Annotated in this window: 24 protein-coding genes; 10 read left to right on the top strand and 14 right to left on the bottom strand. The window is 67.0% G+C overall.

What is annotated here, in order from left to right; all coding sequences use genetic code 11:
- Positions 1-78: 78 nt before the first annotated feature.
- On the top strand, positions 79-570 hold the full coding sequence (locus tag PYV02_RS01385; protein ID WP_275755430.1) for a hypothetical protein: 492 nt from the start codon (positions 79-81) through the stop codon (positions 568-570).
- 102 nt (positions 571-672) lie between these two features.
- Here PYV02_RS01385 and PYV02_RS01390 read toward each other — a convergent pair whose 3' ends face one another.
- The 4 genes from PYV02_RS01390 to PYV02_RS01405 form a co-directional block, all read right to left on the bottom strand.
- Positions 673-1,590: a DUF2637 domain-containing protein gene (locus tag PYV02_RS01390; protein WP_275755431.1), complete on the bottom strand. Its 918-nt coding sequence runs from the start codon at positions 1,588-1,590 to the stop codon at positions 673-675.
- 12 nt (positions 1,591-1,602) lie between these two features.
- Entirely contained in the window at positions 1,603-1,896 is a 294-nt protein-coding gene (locus PYV02_RS01395) for a hypothetical protein (protein WP_275755433.1), read from the bottom strand.
- A gap of 130 nt (positions 1,897-2,026) precedes the next feature.
- The gene (locus tag PYV02_RS01400; RefSeq protein WP_275755435.1) at positions 2,027-2,317 is read right to left on the bottom strand and encodes an HU family DNA-binding protein; all 291 of its coding nucleotides are present in this window, start codon (positions 2,315-2,317) and stop codon (positions 2,027-2,029) included.
- A 168-nt stretch (positions 2,318-2,485) separates the two neighbouring features.
- Positions 2,486-3,883 carry a hypothetical protein gene (locus PYV02_RS01405; protein WP_275755437.1) on the bottom strand — a complete coding sequence of 466 codons (1,398 nt, stop codon included), beginning with the start codon at positions 3,881-3,883 and terminating at the stop codon, positions 2,486-2,488.
- 127 nt (positions 3,884-4,010) lie between these two features.
- On the opposite strand from PYV02_RS01405, the gene PYV02_RS01410 reads away from it, so the two are divergent.
- On the top strand, positions 4,011-4,475 hold the full coding sequence (locus PYV02_RS01410; RefSeq protein WP_275755439.1) for a helix-turn-helix domain-containing protein: 465 nt from the start codon (positions 4,011-4,013) through the stop codon (positions 4,473-4,475).
- 11 nt (positions 4,476-4,486) lie between these two features.
- Here PYV02_RS01410 and PYV02_RS01415 read toward each other — a convergent pair whose 3' ends face one another.
- The 3 genes from PYV02_RS01415 to PYV02_RS01425 all read right to left on the bottom strand — a co-directional run bounded on the left by PYV02_RS01415 (position 4,487) and on the right by PYV02_RS01425 (position 6,925).
- Complete coding sequence (locus tag PYV02_RS01415; protein ID WP_275755441.1) at positions 4,487-4,609, bottom strand: hypothetical protein; 123 nt, start codon at positions 4,607-4,609, stop codon at positions 4,487-4,489.
- Positions 4,610-4,769: 160 nt separating this feature from the next.
- Entirely contained in the window at positions 4,770-5,081 is a 312-nt protein-coding gene (locus tag PYV02_RS01420) for a hypothetical protein (protein WP_275755444.1), read from the bottom strand.
- 41 nt (positions 5,082-5,122) lie between these two features.
- Positions 5,123-6,925, bottom strand: a complete 1,803-nt coding sequence (locus PYV02_RS01425; protein ID WP_338056598.1) for a type IV secretory system conjugative DNA transfer family protein — start codon at positions 6,923-6,925, stop codon at positions 5,123-5,125.
- On the opposite strand from PYV02_RS01425, the gene PYV02_RS01430 reads away from it, so the two are divergent.
- Genes PYV02_RS01430 through PYV02_RS01445 form a run of 4 tightly spaced genes read left to right on the top strand, consistent with a single transcriptional unit; the run spans position 6,843 to position 9,041 of the window.
- On the top strand, positions 6,843-7,076 hold the full coding sequence (locus PYV02_RS01430; protein ID WP_275755446.1) for a hypothetical protein: 234 nt from the start codon (positions 6,843-6,845) through the stop codon (positions 7,074-7,076). The two genes, PYV02_RS01425 and PYV02_RS01430, sit on opposite strands and share 83 nt — an antisense overlap.
- Positions 7,073-7,927 carry a hypothetical protein gene (locus tag PYV02_RS01435; RefSeq protein WP_275755448.1) on the top strand — a complete coding sequence of 285 codons (855 nt, stop codon included), beginning with the start codon at positions 7,073-7,075 and terminating at the stop codon, positions 7,925-7,927. The genes PYV02_RS01430 and PYV02_RS01435 overlap by 4 nt, the downstream gene beginning before the upstream one ends.
- The gene (locus tag PYV02_RS01440) at positions 7,924-8,691 is read left to right on the top strand and encodes a hypothetical protein (RefSeq protein ID WP_275755450.1); all 768 of its coding nucleotides are present in this window, start codon (positions 7,924-7,926) and stop codon (positions 8,689-8,691) included. Before PYV02_RS01435 ends, PYV02_RS01440 begins: the two co-directional genes overlap by 4 nt.
- 2 nt (positions 8,692-8,693) lie before the next feature.
- Complete coding sequence (locus PYV02_RS01445; protein WP_275755451.1) at positions 8,694-9,041, top strand: hypothetical protein; 348 nt, start codon at positions 8,694-8,696, stop codon at positions 9,039-9,041.
- A gap of 52 nt (positions 9,042-9,093) precedes the next feature.
- On the opposite strand, the gene PYV02_RS01450 is transcribed toward PYV02_RS01445, so the two are convergent.
- Entirely contained in the window at positions 9,094-9,897 is an 804-nt protein-coding gene (locus PYV02_RS01450; protein ID WP_275755453.1) for a helix-turn-helix domain-containing protein, read from the bottom strand.
- A gap of 79 nt (positions 9,898-9,976) precedes the next feature.
- On the opposite strand from PYV02_RS01450, the gene PYV02_RS01455 reads away from it, so the two are divergent.
- The gene (locus PYV02_RS01455) at positions 9,977-10,249 is read left to right on the top strand and encodes an antitoxin VbhA family protein (protein WP_275755455.1); all 273 of its coding nucleotides are present in this window, start codon (positions 9,977-9,979) and stop codon (positions 10,247-10,249) included.
- A 3-nt stretch (positions 10,250-10,252) separates the two neighbouring features.
- On the opposite strand, the gene PYV02_RS01460 is transcribed toward PYV02_RS01455, so the two are convergent.
- Together PYV02_RS01460 and PYV02_RS01465 are read right to left on the bottom strand one after the other, a co-directional pair.
- Positions 10,253-10,870 (bottom strand): recombinase family protein, encoded by a 618-nt coding sequence (locus PYV02_RS01460; protein WP_338056599.1) that lies wholly within the window; start codon positions 10,868-10,870, stop codon positions 10,253-10,255.
- Positions 10,871-11,011: 141 nt separating this feature from the next.
- Entirely contained in the window at positions 11,012-12,055 is a 1,044-nt protein-coding gene (locus PYV02_RS01465; protein WP_275755459.1) for an MT-A70 family methyltransferase, read from the bottom strand.
- Here PYV02_RS01465 and PYV02_RS01470 point away from each other — a divergent pair.
- The gene (locus PYV02_RS01470) at positions 12,035-13,759 is read left to right on the top strand and encodes an McrB family protein (protein ID WP_275755461.1); all 1,725 of its coding nucleotides are present in this window, start codon (positions 12,035-12,037) and stop codon (positions 13,757-13,759) included. The two genes, PYV02_RS01465 and PYV02_RS01470, sit on opposite strands and share 21 nt — an antisense overlap.
- Positions 13,752-15,131, top strand: a complete 1,380-nt coding sequence (locus PYV02_RS01475) for an McrC family protein (RefSeq protein WP_275755463.1) — start codon at positions 13,752-13,754, stop codon at positions 15,129-15,131. The genes PYV02_RS01470 and PYV02_RS01475 overlap by 8 nt, the downstream gene beginning before the upstream one ends.
- A 53-nt stretch (positions 15,132-15,184) precedes the next feature.
- Here the strand turns inward: PYV02_RS01475 and PYV02_RS01480 are convergent, their stop codons facing one another.
- Both PYV02_RS01480 and PYV02_RS01485 read right to left on the bottom strand, forming a co-directional pair.
- Positions 15,185-15,577 carry a hypothetical protein gene (locus PYV02_RS01480; protein WP_275755465.1) on the bottom strand — a complete coding sequence of 131 codons (393 nt, stop codon included), beginning with the start codon at positions 15,575-15,577 and terminating at the stop codon, positions 15,185-15,187.
- Positions 15,578-15,690: 113 nt separating this feature from the next.
- Complete coding sequence (locus tag PYV02_RS01485; RefSeq protein WP_275755468.1) at positions 15,691-15,852, bottom strand: hypothetical protein; 162 nt, start codon at positions 15,850-15,852, stop codon at positions 15,691-15,693.
- 169 nt (positions 15,853-16,021) lie between these two features.
- On the opposite strand from PYV02_RS01485, the gene PYV02_RS01490 reads away from it, so the two are divergent.
- Positions 16,022-16,285: a hypothetical protein gene (locus PYV02_RS01490; RefSeq protein ID WP_275755471.1), complete on the top strand. Its 264-nt coding sequence runs from the start codon at positions 16,022-16,024 to the stop codon at positions 16,283-16,285.
- Between the two features lie 261 nt (positions 16,286-16,546).
- Here the strand turns inward: PYV02_RS01490 and PYV02_RS01495 are convergent, their stop codons facing one another.
- Positions 16,547-17,359, bottom strand: coding sequence for a hypothetical protein (locus PYV02_RS01495; protein ID WP_275755473.1), 813 nt, complete (start codon positions 17,357-17,359; stop codon positions 16,547-16,549).
- Between the two features lie 9 nt (positions 17,360-17,368).
- The gene (locus tag PYV02_RS01500) at positions 17,369-18,034 is read right to left on the bottom strand and encodes a hypothetical protein (protein WP_275755475.1); all 666 of its coding nucleotides are present in this window, start codon (positions 18,032-18,034) and stop codon (positions 17,369-17,371) included.
- Positions 18,035-18,056: the final 22 nt, after the last annotated feature.

Raw genomic sequence — 18,056 nt, forward strand, 5'->3', positions numbered from 1 at the left:
AGTGTACCGAAGCAGTAGCGTTTGAACGTAGTGATTAGCAGTGTTCACTAGCCCCTACGCGCAGCGTAGCTTACGTGCGTGTTCTTCTTCATAAACCTCCTTCCTTCTCCCCCACTAGCCCTTCAACCATCACTGGCTCAACTCCTCTGTTGCATCCTTGGCCTGTCCATAGACCTGACCTCTGCTGAAAAAGAGAAACCCCCGGCGGGCGCGTTAGCGCCGACCGGGGGTCTCAGTGTGGTGGTTGTTGTTCTACGCGGCAACGGTTGCATCCCGTCGAAGGGCGCGTTGCTCGCGGGCAGCCAGACGCTCACGGCGACCGGCCTCGTCCTGCTCCTGCAGTCGACTGATCAGTTGCGGATCGGCCGAAGCGATGAGCGCGTCGAGCACCACCCGCAGACGCTGCACTCGCTGCGTGCCTTGCGGATCCGGATCGCGGCGGTGGGTGTACTCGGGTCCGAGCTCGAGCTTCTCGAGCAGCTCCAGTACGAGCATCGAGGCTGCGGTTGCGATGCGGTCGGCCTCACGGCTGCGATCACGAGCTCGCTGGTGCTGCTCTCGCAGGGCTGAGCGGAGCGCTCTCTCGGTTTCGATCTTCTGCGCGCGAAGCGCAGCGAGTCGAGGGTCGTGCTTGTTCAGCGCCATCGCACCTCCTCTTCTTGGTTCGACTGGTCATCCGGCCTTGAGCCACCGGGTCAGCGTGGGCCGGCTCACCTTGAGCTCGTCCGCGATGGACCGCAGCGACCGCCCCTCCTTGAGGAGCTGGTGCGCTGCCGCCACTGCTTCCTCGCGGTCCACCGGAAGGTGAGCCACCTCATGGTCGGGCTGCTCGTGGTTACCGTGGTCCACCGAGTGGTCCACCCGAGGCGAGCCGGTCTGGTCCGGCTCACCGTCGACGTGGGCCACCGGGTGCCGATCGCCGTGGTCCATGCGGTGGTCCACCCGGCCACGGACACCCTGGTCCGCTGAGTGGCTCGCCTCGTGGGTCGGCCCGTAGACCGGCCCACTGTCGGCCTGGTCCACCAGGCTGCGGGTGCTGTGGTCCACTGAGCCGTGTGTGCCGTGTGCCGGCACGCGGTCCACATGGTCCACAACTGCATGGCCCGCAGACCGGCCCGGCCCGTGGTCCACCCGGACCACTTGACTCGGCTGGTCCACCAGGTCCACCTGGCCCACCGGGCCGGTGGTCCGCGGCAACGTGAGCAGTTGGACGAGCAGCTCCGCGAGGATGGCGAGTGCCAGCGGCGGCACAGCCCCGACGGCGACGGCTACGGCGAGCGTGATGCCACGCGCAGGGTCGAACGCAGCACTGGTGTGCAGCGCGTTGCCGAGCACCGAGATGATGCCGAACACGATGAGGGCAAGCCACGCGAGCGCGGCGCGCTGACCGTGACTGCGGCGAAGCACGACGAGCAGCATGGCCAACACCGTCGTGCCGTCGACGACGGTGGGGAAGCCCCAGGCCATCCCCGACGGGATGCCCGAGCGTTCAGCGAGGTCGGCCAGGGCCATGAAACTCATGCCGAACGCCACGAGCGCGAGCAGCGCGACCGCGACGGTCGCAGCTTTGGTCCATCGTGCGATAGTCATCGGCCCCTCCTCTCAGGCCGCGTAGTGCGGCAGAGCGCTGGGACTCGGGCGGCGTTCCCTGAGCGGCTCCGGGTAGCTCTCCTCCTCGCGCGTCTGAAGCACGTCGAGGTAGTTCGCGACATCGCGGGCGTAGACACGCCAACGAGAGGTCCGAGCCGGGTCAGCCGCGCGCGGCGTACGGAGCAGGCCGGCGCGGACGAGGATCCGCACGTGGTGCTCGGTCGTACCGAGGTAGGCCGACGCGTTGCGGATGGTCATGGTGCCGGCGGTCGGAAGCGGAGACGGCTGGCGGCGGTGCGTGGTCATGGGGTGGTCCCTTCGGGGAGATCGAATGAAGAGGAGAGAGCGACGCCCCGGGAGGAGATGTCCGGGGCGCCGCTCAGCGGCATGGAGCTGCCACGGGGGCGCGGACTACCGCGCCACGGGTCTGGGTCGCCTAGGCACGCAGCTCATCGCGGAGCGCCTTGGCTGCGGTGAACTTCAGCACGGGGTACGCATCCGTCGGCGGCGCGTTGAACCCCTGCGGGTGGCCCTTGTGGATCGTCATCCTGAACGTGCCGAAGCCGGTGAGTTCGGTAGGCGTGCCGGCGCAGGCGTTGTCGAGGATCGTCTCCAGCAGCGCATCGTAGACAGCGCGCGTGCCCTCGAGGGACATGCCGGATCGACGAGCGACCTCGCGGATGAGGGGTCGGAGGGTGGTCTTGGTGGCGGTGTCGGTGCTGCTCATGAGTGCGATGTCCTTTCGTGCTCGGCGGGGCGGATGTCCTGCCTCTCACAGGCACACCCGGCACCGGCCTGCCGGTGCCCAGCACGATCAGGTGGGCCAAAGGCCCGCCTGGCAAGACAGAAGGCCCCCACCCTCGGGTGGGGGCCTTCTGTTCCTGCATGGCTGGGATCAGCCGCGACGCATGAGGAGGCCGCCGCCGACTCCCGCGCTGAGGAGCGCGGCGATGCCGCCGCCCAGCAGGGCGACGTTGACGCCGGTGCGGGGCAGCTCATCTGCGCTGGCACCGGCGATCACCCCTTGCTTCGCTGAGAGGACTTCCTCTCCGGCCTCGGGGGCGGCCGCCGTGTCTGGAGTCACCGTGTCGGGCGTGGGCTCGTCCACGGGCGCCTTCTTGGGGTCCTCCTCCGTGACCGGGTCGGTCTCGTCCGCGGGCTCCTCCTCCGTGATCGGAGCGGTCTCGCACGACTCCGCAGCCAGGTCGAACGTCCAGCTGGCCTGGACGCCGTCCTCGAGCACGTAGCCGTCCGCGGCGGCCGCCGTGACGGTCGCGGTGTCGCCGGCACGGGTCACCGTGTAGACGACGCCCTCGGTCGCGGGGACCGCGACGGTCGGCTCGGTGCCGCACTCGTCGGCGGGGTTCACCGACGGCGCGACGGGCACCACCGTGGCAGCAGCCGCAGCCTCGGCGTTGACCACGGTCGCGGTGACCGGGCCGCCGTTCACCGCGTCGCGCGAGCCGATGCCCGAGGTCAGCGCGAAGGCGTCACCGATCTGACGATTGCCCGAGATCGACACGTGATCGCTCGAGTCCGGGTCGCCGACCAGGAGATTGGTGACCCAGCCGTCGTGCCTCCACGGGCTGACATCGTCGTTGAACTGCGCCTGCCCGACCCACCAGTAGGCGTTCGGGTCGAACGTGGTGGTGTCCGCGTACACCTCACTGGCCGCCGTGACGGTCTTCTCGAGGCTCAGCACAGCAGGCGCGCCGGCGACGAAGCCCTCGGGGGCGGCCGTCTCGGTCACAGTGAGCGAGCCGGTGGCCGACTGCATCAGGCTGTGGTTGTACGCCACGTAGACCGAGGCATCACCACTCTCATCCGTCGTCACAGTCACGGTGCGCTGGCCTCTGTGGGCGTTGACGATCGCTCCCATGACCGACCAGGTGTGCCCAACCTCCTCGGTCTGCACGATCGTCTCCGGCGTGAGTCCCGTATTGGTCGTGTTCCAGAGCTCGCAATCGCTGGTCTCGGGTGTGTACGGCTCTGCGCAGTGCTCCACAGTAGCGAAGTCCTCGTAGTCGAGCAGCACCATCTCCGAGGTGCCGCCGTTCAGCTCGACGTCGAAGGTCGCGCCAGCGAGCGGCTGACCCGAGGCGTCGGTCTTCTGGAGGACGACTTCGTAGTAGTCCCTGGAGACGTTCGCGAACGCACCGCCTCCGCTTGAGGCGGCGAGGGCTGGCGTGCTGCTGGCCAGAGCGGTCCCGAGACCGATGGTCACGGCCGCGGCGGTCATGGTGACCTTGCGGAGGGTGCGCCGGCGTGCGACGCGGTTGAGTGACTGATTCATACTTGGTGTTTCTCCTTCTATTGGGGCAAGGCAGCGACCATTTCGCTGCCAAGACGTGCCGCTCATCACTGCCATGCGGCTGAGCGGGATGTAGTGAGTGCGTAGCGGTGAGGTGTAGATTCAGGCCATGGCGCGCCGACAGGGAGAGAAGACCCAGGCGCTTGAGGTCTCGGCGGAAAGCCGTCTTCTCCGTCAGCGGTACGAGCAATCGGGCTTGACGATTGCTGAGCTCGCGGCAGCCACCGATCTGAGTGAGGCGACCGTGACGGTTGCCGTGGCTGGCTTCCGCTACCGCGACGGCCAGCCGATAGTGGTCGCTCCGACCGACCGGACGCTCGTGCAGCTCGCGCCGGCGTTGCGGATCGGCCCGGAGCAGTTGCGAGCGGTCGATCGCGTAAGGGCTGCCGAGTTGCTCGAGGCGGCCGCGGTGGACATCGAAGGACTCGCCCTCGAGAGCTCCAACCTGATCTCGGCGTCGATCGCGGCCCAGGCGGCCGCATCGGCGCGTCGTTCACTCATGCGGTCGGTACTCGCGGTCTTCTCGACCGACGATCTGCGCGATGAGATCGCTCTGCGGGAGAACGGCGAGTAGCCGGTACTCGGCTACTCGGCCACCGAAGCGATCACGCCAGCGCCGAGGGCGCAGGCCAAGATCGTGCCGAGCGCAATGAAGGCAACTTCAGCACCGCGGGGGTGGCGGTGGAAGAAGGCGATGATGGTGCTCACGATCTCTCCTTCCTAGGGGTCCTGGTGGATCCCTCTCACCCGGTCCCCCGGCGGCCGGTTACGGCCGCGGAGGGCGGCGGCGGAGCCGCCGGTTCCTTGCCATAGACAACGAAGAGCCCCCGCGCCACAGCGGGGGCTCTTCGTTCCTTGTCAGCGTCGGCTAGCGACCCATGCCCTGCGACCGGCTGCGGTCGGTCGACTTCTCGAGGGCCTGATCGGCCTCGGCCACGCGACGCGCGCGCGCCTGCTCGAGCGCGAGGCCGTGCGCCTCGGAGAGAGAGTCGCGACTGGACGCCTCGCGCTCCTGCTCAGCCTTCTCGAGCTGCTTCGCCGCTCGCTCGGCGTCCTCGCGGGACGCGTACTCGGGCTCCTTGCCGCGCCGGCCGGAGCCGTGCGCGAGGGTGACCTCGTTCTGGAACTCGGCCTGCTCGCGGTCGAGGTCGGCGATGTTCTTCTGCTGTACGGTCGCCATCAGCTACCGCCCTTCTCTTGTTGTTGGGTGGGATCGACCGCTCACGCTGCAGTCGTGATCGGACGTTTGGGGAACTGCTCGATGTTCGGTAGCTCCACCAGGTGGGTACGGCCTCCCGTGAGAATGAGGCGTCCGTGGTCGGAGTCCGGGGGGAGCAGCTCGTGGGCGGTGCGTCGCGGGAATCGCTCGCTGGAGACCGACATCACGTTGCCGGCGGCGTCTGTCGTCTGCCGCTGACGGTCTTCATCGCCTTGCCACTTAGTCGCCGCCTCGAGCAGATCCCACTCGTCGGCGTTGCGGAGGATCAACACCGCGGGCACCGTCTGGCGTATCGCCTTCGCACCCGACGTGCCGTAGCGCAGCTCGAGCTGCCCGTCGGTCGACTGCACGCCGAGAAGCATCGAGATCCGAAGACCGCGGAGCTCGGTGATGTGTGAGACGAGCAGGTCTGCGGGAATGGGCGCCGTGTTCGTGAGCTCGTCGATCGCGATGAGCAGCCACGGCAACTGGCGGCGCAGGTTCCGTCGCCAGTGCTCGATGACGCCTTCGATGGTCGTCACGGCGGCCGTGGCCTGAGGGCCGGAACTACCGGAGAGGATGAACAACGTCGGCTCTCCTGGCCCCTCAAGCATCGACGGTGTGAAGGGGACTGCACCCGCATCGCCGCGAACGGAGTGAAGGGTCCACGCCTTGAGGGCGCTGCGCACGGTCGCTGCGACGTTGTCGCGGAGCTTCTCATCAGCCCCGAGCGTTGTGAGCAGGTCCGCAGCGTGGAACGAGTCCTCGATCAGGCCGTACGCATAGCTCCAGGACGGGGTGTTTTCGGGTTCGGCTTCCCGCCTCGTGAACTTGCCAGCCGCGCGGGTCGTCCACACGATCCCACCGCCGGCGGCCTTCCCCGCCAGGAGAAGTGCGGCCAGGGGCTGCTGCGCGAGCTGCTCCCATATCGCGTTGTCGCCGCCGCCGTTCGAGCCCCCCGACGTGCCGAGCGCTGCGGTCTGCAGCAGCAGCGTCGCCATCCGCGACGCGTCGTCGTCGTTCTGAATCGCCAGGGTGGGATCGGGAACGACCTTGATGTATTCGGAGCCGGTGAGCCAGTCGACGCCCTCGAGCTCGTTGTTGAGGTCCATCACGTACACCGCACCGGCGTCACCGAGGCCGCGGTTCAGCGTCAGCTCGAGGAAGTCGGACTTCGATGAAACGAGGATGCGGGCACCGCGGTGCATCAGCGCGGCAGGGGCGAGGGCACAGCGGGTCTTGCCAGACCCGGTCTTTCCGACAAACATGCCGTGCGGCTCCGTACGCAGCTTTCGGCCGTTGAGCAGGCCCATGTACGGCGTCGGGGTCTCCGGAGGGGCTGTCTGCGGCGGGACACCGCCAGCCTTCTTACCGATCTTCGGCTTCAATCCGTCACTCCTTTGGTTGTTGCAGGTGACTCCGGGACTCGTCCCGGCCAGCGGTGAGCGACGCCCACTCGTGATGCCTGAGTGCGACGTGCCGCCGCATCTCGTTGTTCGGCGTCCAGTGCCGCATCCAGCGATGTGGTCGAGATGTGCGCTCTGGCCCACTGAATGAGCGCGCGCGCGTAGATCCCGACCGTGACGCCCGAGGACTGGGCCGCGCTGCGCAGGCTCGTCCGCTCGTCTTCCGTGAGCGGGACGGCCTGACGCGATGTCAGCGAACCCATGCCCCTCCTTTGATGTAGTTGTACGGTAGTTTACGATAGTAGCGTAACGTACAAAATAAAGGAGGTGCCAAAAGATGAAGGTGAAGCTGATCGTTGGCGCGATCTTCGGGGCGCTCGTAATCAGCGTCTCGATGTTCGCCGGCGCAGTGCTCGGCATGTCCTTCGCCGGAGGAGAAGCCGAGCGCGAGGTCTGGGAGGCCGTCCACGCGTGTGAGTCGGACGACTCTCAGGCGTTCCGCGAGTGCTTCGTGGGCAAGGGCGCGAACCCCGCGATCGACGAGAGCGTGCGGGAGGTGGGCTCCGAATGACGACCGACAGGCACGAACTCGAACGGGCCAACTGGCTCCTGGAGCACGGAGCGAGCTGGCATCAGGCCGACCGGCGGATGGCCCTGCGTCTCAAGCGCCGCGCGTCCCGGCGGTCCCGCTCCGAAGCGGACGCCGCGGAGACCAGCCACCACGACGCGAAGGTCCACTGGATTGGTGCGCGCTTCGTCGCACGTGGGGAGGATGGCAGCGAGAAGTTCGCACGCGCGGTGCTGCTGTGGCTTGTGCTCGTGCCGGCCATCGCGGTGTCGCTTGGCCCCGCACTGCTGATCAGCGCGGGGCTGTACTACGCGTACACGACGCTCGCGCTGAGCCTCGGGCGTATCCCACGGTCGTGGCCGCTGTACTTCGGCGCCGGCGCTGCGCTCGTCGCTGCCGCACTGACATGGCCCTTGACGCGGGACGGACGCGAGCTGTGGACGACTACGGTCTGGCCGGAGGTCGGATTCGACGTTGACTGGGCCGGTGTCGGTCTTGGCACGCTCATCGTGCAGGCCACCGTAGCGCTAGCGCTCACGGGTTGGCATGTGCGCCATCGCGGCTGGCCCGGAGTTATCACCCGGAAGCTTCACGGCTTTGGGACCGAGGCCGTTCTCGTGCACGGCAACGCTGCGTCCACGCCAGTCCAGGACCCCTTCGCCGCCGTGTTCGACGACGACATCTACGCCACCGATGAGGTCGACAACGGCCACGACGTGGACGAAGGGACGTCTGGCGCCGACCTCGACGACTTCGACGTATACGCGCAGACGACCGACGACGACGGCGGCGACGAGTACCTCGCCGGCCTGGACGACCCCGAATACGAATACGAAAGCGAGGCTTCGCGATGAATACCAAGATGAACAAACTCGAGGTGCCCGCCCTGCAGGAGATGATCGGCAGGGTCGTCTTGGCGGCGATCGCGATCGGTGCCGCGATGGCGCTGGCGATGGGGCTGCGGGAGAGCGGGACCGCCCTGGCGTTCCTGCTGACTGCGGCAAGCGTCGCGGTGAGCGTCTATCTCTCAGGGACGCTCGACCGGGTGCGGCCGATCAGCCGCCCGGTCGGCGGGTTCGAGTCGATCATCGACGGGCTGCGTCAGCATTGGCTCGCCCGGTTCCTGACCACCGACAAGACCGCCCAGTGGCTCTGCGCCGGCTTGCTCGGTCTGCTCATCGCGACGATCGACTCGGCCGTGCAGAACTGGTTCTGGTCGGGGCAGGAGGTCGGTCCGTGGCAGCAGCTGCTGTCGCTCGCCATCGTGTTGCTGCCCGGCTATGTCGCGGTCGGGATCCTGTTCCCCCGCAACCGCGCCGCGTGGGCTATCCAGGTCGAGGCCGGCATCCGCGAGGTTCTGAAGATCAAGCCGCGCGAGCAGGAGCCGAACGTGATCGCTCGAGCCATTCAGCGCGCACTCGCGCGCACGGCGGCGACGGTGGTCGCCCGCACGCTGGCGATCGTCCTCGTGTCGTTCCTGACGAGCTCGTGGCTGCTCATGCTTGCCGCCGGCCTCATTGCACTGTTCCTGCTGGTAGGTGGCGAAGTCATCGGTCAGCTGCGGACGATGCTCGGCGAGGCGAAGGTGGTCACCTCCGGCAACGCCGGGGAGGAGTAGAGATGGGGGCACGCACGGTGACGTGCAACGCGGCGGATCGGCTGGGCAAGCTGGCGGAAACCTGGAAGCGCGAGTCGAGTGAGACTCGCCGGTCGGCCGCCTACGTCATCATGGCGACGTTGCGCCCTGCCATCATGCAGCTCCTCCGCGAGGAGCCGCCGATGCTCAACTTGACACTCGTCGACGTCGATGCGGAGAGCCTCCTCTTCGTGGTGGCCGTGCGATTGAGCGACGGCTCGCGCACGACGTTGCTGCTGAGCGCAGGTCTCGGAGAGATGCTCGCCCTGTACGCCCAGCATCCCTTCGCGACGACGGTCGCAGAAGCCCTCGAGTGCGATGACTTCGACTGATCAAGCCGAGAGAAGAAGCCCCGCTGAACACGGCGGGGCTTCTTCTTTGCTCTCAGACGAACGCGCCCCCCGAGTCGGTATGTTCGTCGCGTAGCTCGGCCGATAGGTCGATCTTCTCGAACCAAGTAAAGGGGTGGCGGTTGTGCAGCAAGATCTGCAGTTCAGGGTGGTTGTAGGTGACCGGTACACACCAGTCCTCCCATCGGCTGATCTCGTCGAACCACTCCCAGATGACGTCCCAGTCCTCATCGTCGACGGCAGGCGTCTCGTCGGGATCAGTGCCGGTCCGCGCCATGAGCCCCTCGAAGGCTTCCGGCGTCTCCTCCCAGTAGGTCTTCGCGGCAGGTAGCGCTGCGGCGAGCAGCACCTCGTCGATAAAGGCGCTCGGGCGATCAAACGGAAGGACGCCTCGCTCGACTTCATCGACGAGCGCTAGGCAGCGAGCTCGTACCGCGTCCGCCCAAGCCCGATTGCCGTCCACGTGGAAAAGCACGCGGTAGTCGAAGTGGACGAAAGGACCGACCTCATGCAATGGCTCCCGCGGATCCTCAATCCACGTTCGAAGATCGTGCTCCCCCCACCAGGCAAGCGTCGACGCGATCGCGTAGGCCTGACGCGGAGTCAGGTTCGGGTGCTCACCCCAAGCACGTTCGAAGAGGGCGATCTGGTCGGCCGCCATTGCCGAGCCCACCGACCTGCCCATCAACACTCGAGTGCACGCCTGATGCGTCTTCGCGCCGACCGACTCAGGATCCTCCTCCCACCGTCTCCAAGAAGCGAGGCTTACGCCCGCCTTCGCGGCGGCGTCCGACTGGCTGAATCCCAACTCCACGCGACGCGGGACCCGTTCGTTCATACCCCGAGCATACTGAGCGGTCAGTGAGTAGTCAGAACCGCGGAAGGCGCCCTCGGGGTCCGTGCACGAGAATGTGGTGGTGGAGTTGACGCCGGAGGAGCGGGAGAGTCTCATCAACCGAAAGCTCCAGGCGCGCGCCGCGTATGTCCGCACACCAGAGGGCCGGCGTGAACTCGCGATCGACACGATGGCGAGCTGGAGGCTGGAGGGCCTGGAGCCCACACCAGAGGCACTCGAGCGGATCCGTGACTACGTCGAGGGCCGGGTCTCGATCGAGGAGTGCATCGACGCGGTGAAGGCCTGGGCCGCCGCCCGAGCGCACCCGGAGAACGGCACGCCGTCCACAGGCTGAGGGTCAGGTCGCGGCGTAAACGCCCTCGCCGGCAAGGGCTGTGTAGAGGGTTGTGCGGCTCACACCGAGGTCGCGGGCGACCACAGCCTTCGGCACCTTCGCCTCGATGCGCTGGCGAGCCTCGTCGATCTGCGCGTCGGTCAGTCGCGGCGCCTTCTGGTAGACGCCCTTCTTCTTCGCGATCGCGATGCCCTCGGCCTGCCGCTCACGGATGACCGCACGCTCCATCTGCGCCACTGCTGCCAGGATCGTCAGCATGAACTCGCCCTGCGGGGTGTCGGTGTTGAGGGCCGGGTTGTCGACGAACTCGACTGAGGCGCCCTTGGACTTGATCTTTTCGACGAGGTCGAGCAGGTCGGCCGTCGAGCGCGCCAGGCGGTCGGGGCTCTTGACGCGCACCACGTCGCCACCGCGGATATGGACCAGCAGCGCCTGCAGACCGGGGCGGTTGGTGTCCCGACCGCTGAGCTTGTCGGTGAACAACTCGTCGACGTCACCGAGGGCGACCAGCTGGCGATCGAGGTTCTGGTCCGCACTGCTCACCCGCGCGTATCCGACAACTTGACCATTCACGTCTAGACCCCCAACGGTATTGTTCAATTGTAACGGAAGCGATGTCATTGAACATTTGGGAAGCCTGGATTTCCGGCGCCCGCTGCTACGGCTGTATCTGTTCAGTGGGGTGTACCTCGTGGATACCTGACGCGCGGGGATATGGATACGAAAAGGCCCCACCACTTAGGGCGGCGGGGGGCGATTCAACTAGCCGAGGTGCGTGCCACCTCGGGGTCGAAGATCCGCTCCGGCATGCTGGAGAAGCGTGCGAACGCGCTGGATGCTATAGCCGGTGGTGGACGCGATGTCGCGGATGCTCTGCCCAGAGTCGTAGAACGCCCGGATCAGCTTCGCGAGCTCGTCAGCCACCGCCTCGTCGAGCCGCTGATGACGAGCGAGCTTCGGTGCCTCGTCGGGATCCCAGGTCCGCTCGATCTCGCCACCCTCGTAGCCCTTGTGTGCACGCCCGCGCGGCTCGACTTCGTCCGATGCCTCGTCCCCGAAGGCGAACCACCCGGGCTGCGCGCGACGAGCGAACATCTCGAGGTAGGGGCCGGGCGAGCAGGCTTCGATCAGCGGATAGAACTCGTCCGGCTTGCGGCTGTGTTCGCGCTTGCGGGTCTCGACCATGTTGACCTGCGAACGCGCCGGCGCCAGTGTGCGCAACGAGCCGCGCACTCCGAAGAGCAGGATCTCGGTGACGTTACGGAAGTAGAAGCCCACGCCGCGGCCGTCAGGTCCACCGTCCTTGCGTCGCTTGGCCCAGACGATGTTTGAGACATAGCGGAAGCCCCACGCCTTCATCACGTCGAGGCCCTCAGGGAGGAGCGCGTTGGGCACCCAAAGGTAGAGGTGCGCGTTCTTCGCGACGTGGTCCGCGACGGGCAGCGCCTTGATAGCGTCCAATGTCATTGTGGAGTAGCGGTCGAGTCGACGGTGCTCCGGCGCGACCTTGCCGGTCCGGTTCTCGAACTGCCAAGGCGGGTCGGCGTAGACGGTGGAGAACCCACCCTCGACAGTCGGCAACTCCGGCGGGGCCTGGTCCTCACGGAGCGGCTGGGCTGTAGATTTGCGGGCCTGGAGCGGCTCGGCTGTCAGTGTCACGTGGTTGTCTCCGAATAGATCTTGGGAATGGGACAACTTTAGATCTTGGGCCCGACATTCACGGGCTGTGCGGCGCGCGTGTCGGAAAGACTGAGCACGAGCTAGGTCGGCCAGTACGATTCGGCCATGGATGTCGGCCTTGAGCACATGTCGCTTACGCGAAACACGACCCTCGCGAGCCTCATCGCGACCGCGGCGCAGGTCGAGCCCGGGATGACCGTGCAGCAGGTCATGAGCATCGCGGAGAAGAACTCCGCTGAGTCCGCATCCAGCTGGGTCGAGAGCCTGTTCACGTTCCGCGATGGAGTCCTCGTGGAGGACCGCTGGTTGCGTGCGGCAAAGGAGGGTGACACCGCGACCGCGAACGCGCTCGCTTGGGCCGCGCGGGTGTTCGCGGAGCCGCGCATCGCGAAGGTGGTGGAGGAGACCTTTGCCCGCGAGGACGGCACGTTCGATCCCGCAGGCTTCTCGACTGACGTGGTCGAGAAGGCTTTCGACGCTCTGGGAGTCGGAGCACAGGCTCGCAAGGCAGCGTCCACGCTGGTGAACCAGGCCGTCGCGGTACCGCTGTTCGAACCCGAGCGCTATGGCTCCACCATTGTCGGGGCGGCAAGATTCCTCCCGACGGCGCAGTTCGTGCCCGCCGTCATCGAGTTCCTCGAGGAGCGCATCCGTGGGCAGGTCAGCGAGGTCGTCGCGCAACGCGGTGACTCAGTCGAGCTCGCTTTGCTGTGGAAGACGAACCGCTGGTTCGGCCTGACCAAGGACGAGTTCCGTGCGGCGGCGCGGCCGCGCCCGAAGGCAGAGTCGCTTGAGCGCGAAGAGCCGCCGGCGCACCTCGATCTCCTTCACAAGGAGGCACGTCGTCGTCGCCAGGTCGTACTGCAGGGGGCGCCAGGCACCGGCAAGACGCACGTGGCGATGGAGTACGTGGACTGGGCCGCAGCGGGAAAGCGCGCGGAGTCGAATCTCTCCGCCATCCTCGAGACTCTGCCGACCAACGAGCGCACCCCGGGTGACATCGCTCGCGAAGTGATCCGGCGTGGCCTCACTGCGCTCTGGGACATCGCGCAGTTCCACCCGAGCTATGGGTACGAGGACTTCGTGCGCACGCTGGCACCTGCGCCTACGGCCAACGGGGTGACCTTCCGCGCTGAGCACCGCGTTCTGAGTCTGCTGGCTGCGGTTGCCGTGGAGCTCAAGGCGGCGGGGAGCGACTGCGACGTGATCCTCATCGTCGACGAGATGAACCGCGCTGATATCGCGCGCGTTTTCGGCGAGCTGCTCTACGCGCTCGAGTACCGGGATGCACCTGTCCGAACCCCATACGCCGTCGACGGAAACGCGTCGATGACGCTGCCGTCCAACCTGACCCTCCTGGGCACGATGAACACAGCGGACCGGTCGATCGCGCTCATCGACTATGCGCTGCGTCGCCGTTTCACCTTCATCACCCTGGCACCCGACGCCGAGGTCATCAGCAGTGCAGCGTGGAAGGGTACCACCGACCGCGCGGCAGCGCGCCAGCTCTTCGAGGTCGTGTCTGGTCTCTTCACGGCTGCTGACAACAACGCGGCCCTCGCCGTCGGCCACAGCTACTTCCTGCCGTCGGGTGATGCGAAGGACGAGGACGAGTCGCGCAGTGCGATCGTGCGACGCTTCGCCTACGAGGTGCTGCCGCTGCTCAACGAGTACGCAGCTGAGGGCCTGGTCGACGCGACCCGACTCGCATCGGCATTGGGCACCCTCGGGATCGAGGGAGACGCGACAGAGCAGGAAGCCGTGGAGACGGCCCTTCTCTCATGGGCCGCGGGCCTTGGCGCGGGAGGCGACTCTCCAGCGCATGAGTGAGGCAACGTCCACTGCCGAGTGGGATGTCGGCAACCCGCTCCTGGAGATCGTCGAACAGTCGACGACTCGTGCAACCGGCGCGCTCGTCGAGGCGGTCGCGGCCGACCGCTGGCAGGAGCTCAATCTCAGCTTCCGGAAGGCACCGGGTGAAGACCACTGGACGGTGCGTTCGGCGGACTTCGCAGGGATCGCTCGACTCGACATCGACGGACAGCCGGTGCACCTCCGCGTCACACCGAAAATCTCAGGTCTCGACTTGTTCTTCCTGGCCGACTGGGCATACGGCACCCGGAGCGTCGGAAAGAAGCTGAAGGACGCACGCGCCAACCTCGACGCGCTCCGACCGGAGCCGGCTGCGTGCCTCCTCGGCTGGTACGTCGCTGAGGTCCTCGCGTTCGCAATGCGCTGGCTTCGTCGTGGATATGTCGTGCGCGAGGAAGACCTGGTGGGCCGCGTCCGCGGCCGCATCGACGTCACCCGCTATCTCAGCCATTCCGTCGCTCAGGCTCGGCCGCATGTGATCCCGGCGCGGTTCACCGAGCCGACTCACGACACTCCGGCCAACCGTTACCTCAAGGCCGGCCTCCGACAGGTCGCCGTGCTCGCTCGAACAGTTCCGTTGGAGAGTGCCCGGACGGCGCTCGACGAGCTCACTCGCCGGGCACTCTCGTTGTTCGCAGGAGTGGGCGACGTGCAGGCTCGCCCACAGGACGCCCTGCGACTCAACCTCTCTGGACCACTGCGCCACTACAAGCCGATCATCGAGTTCACCAAGGCGCTGCTCGAGGGCACGTTCGTGTCGACAGAAGTGGGCAGCCACTCGCAGGACGCGATCATGTGGTCGCTCAACGGCCTCTACGAGCAGGCGCTCGGAAACGTGCTCGAAGCGTGGCCAGGCGCATCGCGTGTCAAGAAGCCTCACCGCGCCACCCTGCTCACGGCCGATGGGCGAAAGAACGGGTCGACTGCGGTCAAGCCGGATTACGTGATGCAGAGAGCAGACGGTGTCAGGCTGGTGCTGGATGCGAAGTACAAGGACGTGCTGCCATCGGCTCCCACGACCGAAGACGACGCGATCGACGTCGCACCCACGCGCGGCCAGCGCGTCCGCGTACGTCGCGCGGACATTTACCAGGTCGTCGCGTACGCCAGGCACTCAGGGTTGAAGACCGACCGAGTGGTGCTTCTGTATCCGATCTCCGTCGGCCCGGGTGAGGACTACCCGCAGCCGCTGCAGGTGAAGGAGTTCGAGCCCGCCTGCCACGTCGTCTTCTTCGACGTCGGACCCAACGCCGACGCGCATCGCGGCGACCTCTACAAGGCTCTCGACGCCATCCAGTCGGCAGGTTCGGAAGTCAAGGACGCTGCGTAGCTGATAGGCGAAAGGCAAGACCCCGACCCCACGTAGGGCCGGGGTCTCTCCGGTCAGATCTGCACCAGCGCCACGACGCGCGTGCCCTGGTTCTTGTCCTCCCGGCAGCTCTGGATGTAGGCGTCTCCTCCGAGGGTCTCGACCTGGTCGTAGGAGGCATTCCAGCTCACGAAGGGCAGTCCCGGCGCGTTGTAGCCGGGACGCGGGATGGCCGTCGCGCCGATCACCTGGTAGCGGACGTTGTCGATTGTGACGATCTGACCGGTGCTCAGCGCGAGCGCCGACCACCCACCGCAGTGACGGTGCAGACCGAAGTAGCGGCCCCCCTCCCAGTTGTTCCCGGTGAAGGTGGTCATGTCGGTCAGGCCGCCGGTGCAGCGGTCGATCTCCGCCTGCCCACCGGTGTTGGTTACGAAGGTCTCCCAGGACACGTCCGAGACGGGCACCGGTGGCGCAGCCTGCTCGGCGGCGGCGGTCTCCTCGGCGGTCTTGGCGATGCCTCCGGTCTCCTCGACCTTGACGAGCGCGCCGAGGATCGCTGGACACCAGGACGGGCGAGTTACACCGCGACGCCGACGGCGCAGACTGCCGTGGCGGCGCTGGCCACGCCAAGCGTGATCGCGAGGGCGGTGCGGCCGCGCGAGCGCTTCCGGTGAACGACGCCATCCCAGCCGGGAAGAACGAAGGGGGCCGGGGTGCCCTCGGGGTTGGTGTGGTCCATGGGTACTCCTGATCGTGTGCGGGGCGAAACCCCGGGCCTTCTGTGGGGTCTGCGGAATGCATACCTCTCACCGGACCCCCGGGGCGGGGCTACCCGCCCGGGCTGACTGAATCCGGCCCGCAGGTCGGGGAGTGGACGCGAGCTAAGGAGTGGGGGCAAGGTTGACGGCATGGACGAGCACGCGGCGCGGCGAGAGCGAGGGACGCCGCCGCCTGAGAAGTGGTGGAACATCCGGTGTGAGCACGGCTTCCACCACAACGTCACGCCGCACTCATGCGACTTCGGGAACCACCCCGAGTGCCCGTACTGGGCCTGGCTGGATGAGCAGGAGCGCCTCGAGGAGCAGGCCGATGTCGCGGCCTACGACGAGGCGAAGGCGCAGGACGACGGCACCAGAGTGAGCGCCGACGAGGCGTTCTCCGAGACGGACTGAGTCACGCAGAGATCTGCCGCCTCGAGGACCCCGGACAGCAAGATGCCCCGAATCAGCGCTCCGGGGCATCTCGTCGTCAGCGGTGCGTTAGCGGCGGTTCGCCCATGCCCGCCTCGAGGCGGAGATGATCCCGCAGCTCCTCGGCGGTGAGCGTCGGTTCGGCGGCGAGCATCTCAGTCGCGCGGTCGCCCGCGGCGTGCGGCTCGTGACATGTCGTCGAGCAGAGCATCGCCACCGGCGTCGCGGAACCGCTTGATCTCGTCAGTCCTCGTTACGCTCCCATCCGTCGCCCTCGGTCGTGTAGTAGTGGAGAACGGTGGCGTCGGAGATGACGATAGTGCCGGCCTTCGTCGCGCCGACTCGGAACTTCGCTGCGGACGCCATCAGATCTTCAGGTACGCCGTCGAGGTCCGAGTCGCGGCCGCCGTCGTCGACAAAGTAAGGCAGAGACACCCACGAGCCCTCGAACGGCGGAGCCACGCACCAGCTCGCGACCAGGAACGACGTGTAGTCCTCGTTCGCGTAGACGCCGCCGTGCAGACCCCGGTAGCCGAGCTCCTCCGCCTCGGGCACCGGGAAGTGGGCGACGTTCAGCGACACGCCAAGCGCCGCGACGATCTTCTCGTCGGCGATCGGCATCCAGTCCTTGTAGGGACGGGTGCTGAGGTCGTACTTCGCTGCGTAGGCGAGACCCTGCGGTGCCCAGTTGACGTCGAGCCGCATGACGCAGACGCCCTCCTCGAGACCCTTCAGGTCGAGCGCCGTGAAGGTCATGCTCTCGACGGTGCGGTGCACCTTGTACGGCACCGGATCGTCGTAGCCAGCGAGCATCTCGTCGAGCAGGTCGTCGGGGATCCGGACGGTGATCGACTCGGCCTCAGCCGCGCTGGATCGGAACTCGAACGCGCCGTCCTGGTTGGGGGTGCCCGAGGACGAGCCGCTCCCCTCGGCGGACGAGGCCGTGCTGCTCGAGCTCGGGGCGGGGCTCGCGGCATCGGAGCTCGCACAGCCAGTCAGGCCCACCAGTCCGGCGCCGACGAGCACGGTCGCGACCGTCTTGGTGATCGTCTGCATGTGAGCCTCCTACTCGTCGATCCTGCCGCCGGCGTACACCGAGCCCGAAGCGGTCGCGGCGGCATCGGCCGACGCGATGCGCTTGAACTTGAGCTCGCCGTCGCTCTCGGTGAGACGCGTGAACCCGATCGTCACGGCGCGCTCGGGCTGCGACTTGCACGTGTGCAGCGCGACGATCGAGTCGCCGTCGTCCGCGATGGACAGCCGCTCGGTGAGCACCTCGTAGCCATCGGGCGCCGCGATGCCCTCGACCTCGGAGTCGTCGAGGTAGTTGTCGAGCGCGATCGCGCGCACGGCGACGGCCTGCTCATCGCTCAGGCGATCGACGCTCTTGAGGAAGGTGCTGCGCGCGTCGACCTCGCGGGCACGGGACTCGCCGTCTGCGGCCCAGTCGATGTCGATCAGCACGGCGCAGCTGTAGCCGTTCATCTCACCGTCGATGTCGAGCGCCGTCACGAGGAACGACTCGACCAGCGCTCCGTCGGCGATGTACTCGGGCAGCTCCATCTTCACGGACTGTGCCGGACCAGCGGCGTACGTCTCGTAGGTGAACGTCGGGTTCATGTAGTCGTCGTCGTGGCTGCCCGAGCCGTTGTCGGCGGTACAGCCGGCGAAGCTGAACGCGCCGACGCCGGCGAGCATAGCCGTGGCCAGCAGCTTCTTGTTGATGGTCATGTGGATCTCCTTGGTGTGTTGG

It is taken from the genome of Antiquaquibacter metalliresistens, from assembly GCF_029211225.1.
Lineage (GTDB): Bacteria > Actinomycetota > Actinomycetes > Actinomycetales > Microbacteriaceae > Rhodoglobus > Rhodoglobus metalliresistens.

Excerpts from the sequence above, each read along its gene's own strand:
- PYV02_RS01390 (WP_275755431.1), bottom strand. The coding sequence starts at position 1,590 with ATGACTATCGCACGATGGACCAAAGCTGCGACCGTCGCGGTCGCGCTG.
- PYV02_RS01395 (WP_275755433.1), bottom strand. The coding sequence starts at position 1,896 with ATGACCACGCACCGCCGCCAGCCGTCTCCGCTTCCGACCGCCGGCACC.
- PYV02_RS01400 (WP_275755435.1), bottom strand. The coding sequence starts at position 2,317 with ATGAGCAGCACCGACACCGCCACCAAGACCACCCTCCGACCCCTCATC.
- PYV02_RS01405 (WP_275755437.1), bottom strand. The coding sequence starts at position 3,883 with ATGAATCAGTCACTCAACCGCGTCGCACGCCGGCGCACCCTCCGCAAG.
- PYV02_RS01410 (WP_275755439.1), top strand. The coding sequence starts at position 4,011 with ATGGCGCGCCGACAGGGAGAGAAGACCCAGGCGCTTGAGGTCTCGGCG.
- PYV02_RS01420 (WP_275755444.1), bottom strand. The coding sequence starts at position 5,081 with ATGGCGACCGTACAGCAGAAGAACATCGCCGACCTCGACCGCGAGCAG.
- PYV02_RS01430 (WP_275755446.1), top strand. The coding sequence starts at position 6,843 with ATGAAGGTGAAGCTGATCGTTGGCGCGATCTTCGGGGCGCTCGTAATC.
- PYV02_RS01425 (WP_338056598.1), bottom strand. The coding sequence starts at position 6,925 with ATGCCGAGCACTGCGCCGGCGAACATCGAGACGCTGATTACGAGCGCC.
- PYV02_RS01435 (WP_275755448.1), top strand. The coding sequence starts at position 7,073 with ATGACGACCGACAGGCACGAACTCGAACGGGCCAACTGGCTCCTGGAG.
- PYV02_RS01440 (WP_275755450.1), top strand. The coding sequence starts at position 7,924 with ATGAATACCAAGATGAACAAACTCGAGGTGCCCGCCCTGCAGGAGATG.
- PYV02_RS01445 (WP_275755451.1), top strand. The coding sequence starts at position 8,694 with ATGGGGGCACGCACGGTGACGTGCAACGCGGCGGATCGGCTGGGCAAG.
- PYV02_RS01450 (WP_275755453.1), bottom strand. The coding sequence starts at position 9,897 with ATGAACGAACGGGTCCCGCGTCGCGTGGAGTTGGGATTCAGCCAGTCG.
- PYV02_RS01460 (WP_338056599.1), bottom strand. The coding sequence starts at position 10,870 with ATGACATCGCTTCCGTTACAATTGAACAATACCGTTGGGGGTCTAGAC.
- PYV02_RS01470 (WP_275755461.1), top strand. The coding sequence starts at position 12,035 with ATGGATGTCGGCCTTGAGCACATGTCGCTTACGCGAAACACGACCCTC.
- PYV02_RS01475 (WP_275755463.1), top strand. The coding sequence starts at position 13,752 with ATGAGTGAGGCAACGTCCACTGCCGAGTGGGATGTCGGCAACCCGCTC.
- PYV02_RS01485 (WP_275755468.1), bottom strand. The coding sequence starts at position 15,852 with ATGGACCACACCAACCCCGAGGGCACCCCGGCCCCCTTCGTTCTTCCC.
- PYV02_RS01490 (WP_275755471.1), top strand. The coding sequence starts at position 16,022 with ATGGACGAGCACGCGGCGCGGCGAGAGCGAGGGACGCCGCCGCCTGAG.
- PYV02_RS01495 (WP_275755473.1), bottom strand. The coding sequence starts at position 17,359 with ATGCAGACGATCACCAAGACGGTCGCGACCGTGCTCGTCGGCGCCGGA.
- PYV02_RS01500 (WP_275755475.1), bottom strand. The coding sequence starts at position 18,034 with ATGACCATCAACAAGAAGCTGCTGGCCACGGCTATGCTCGCCGGCGTC.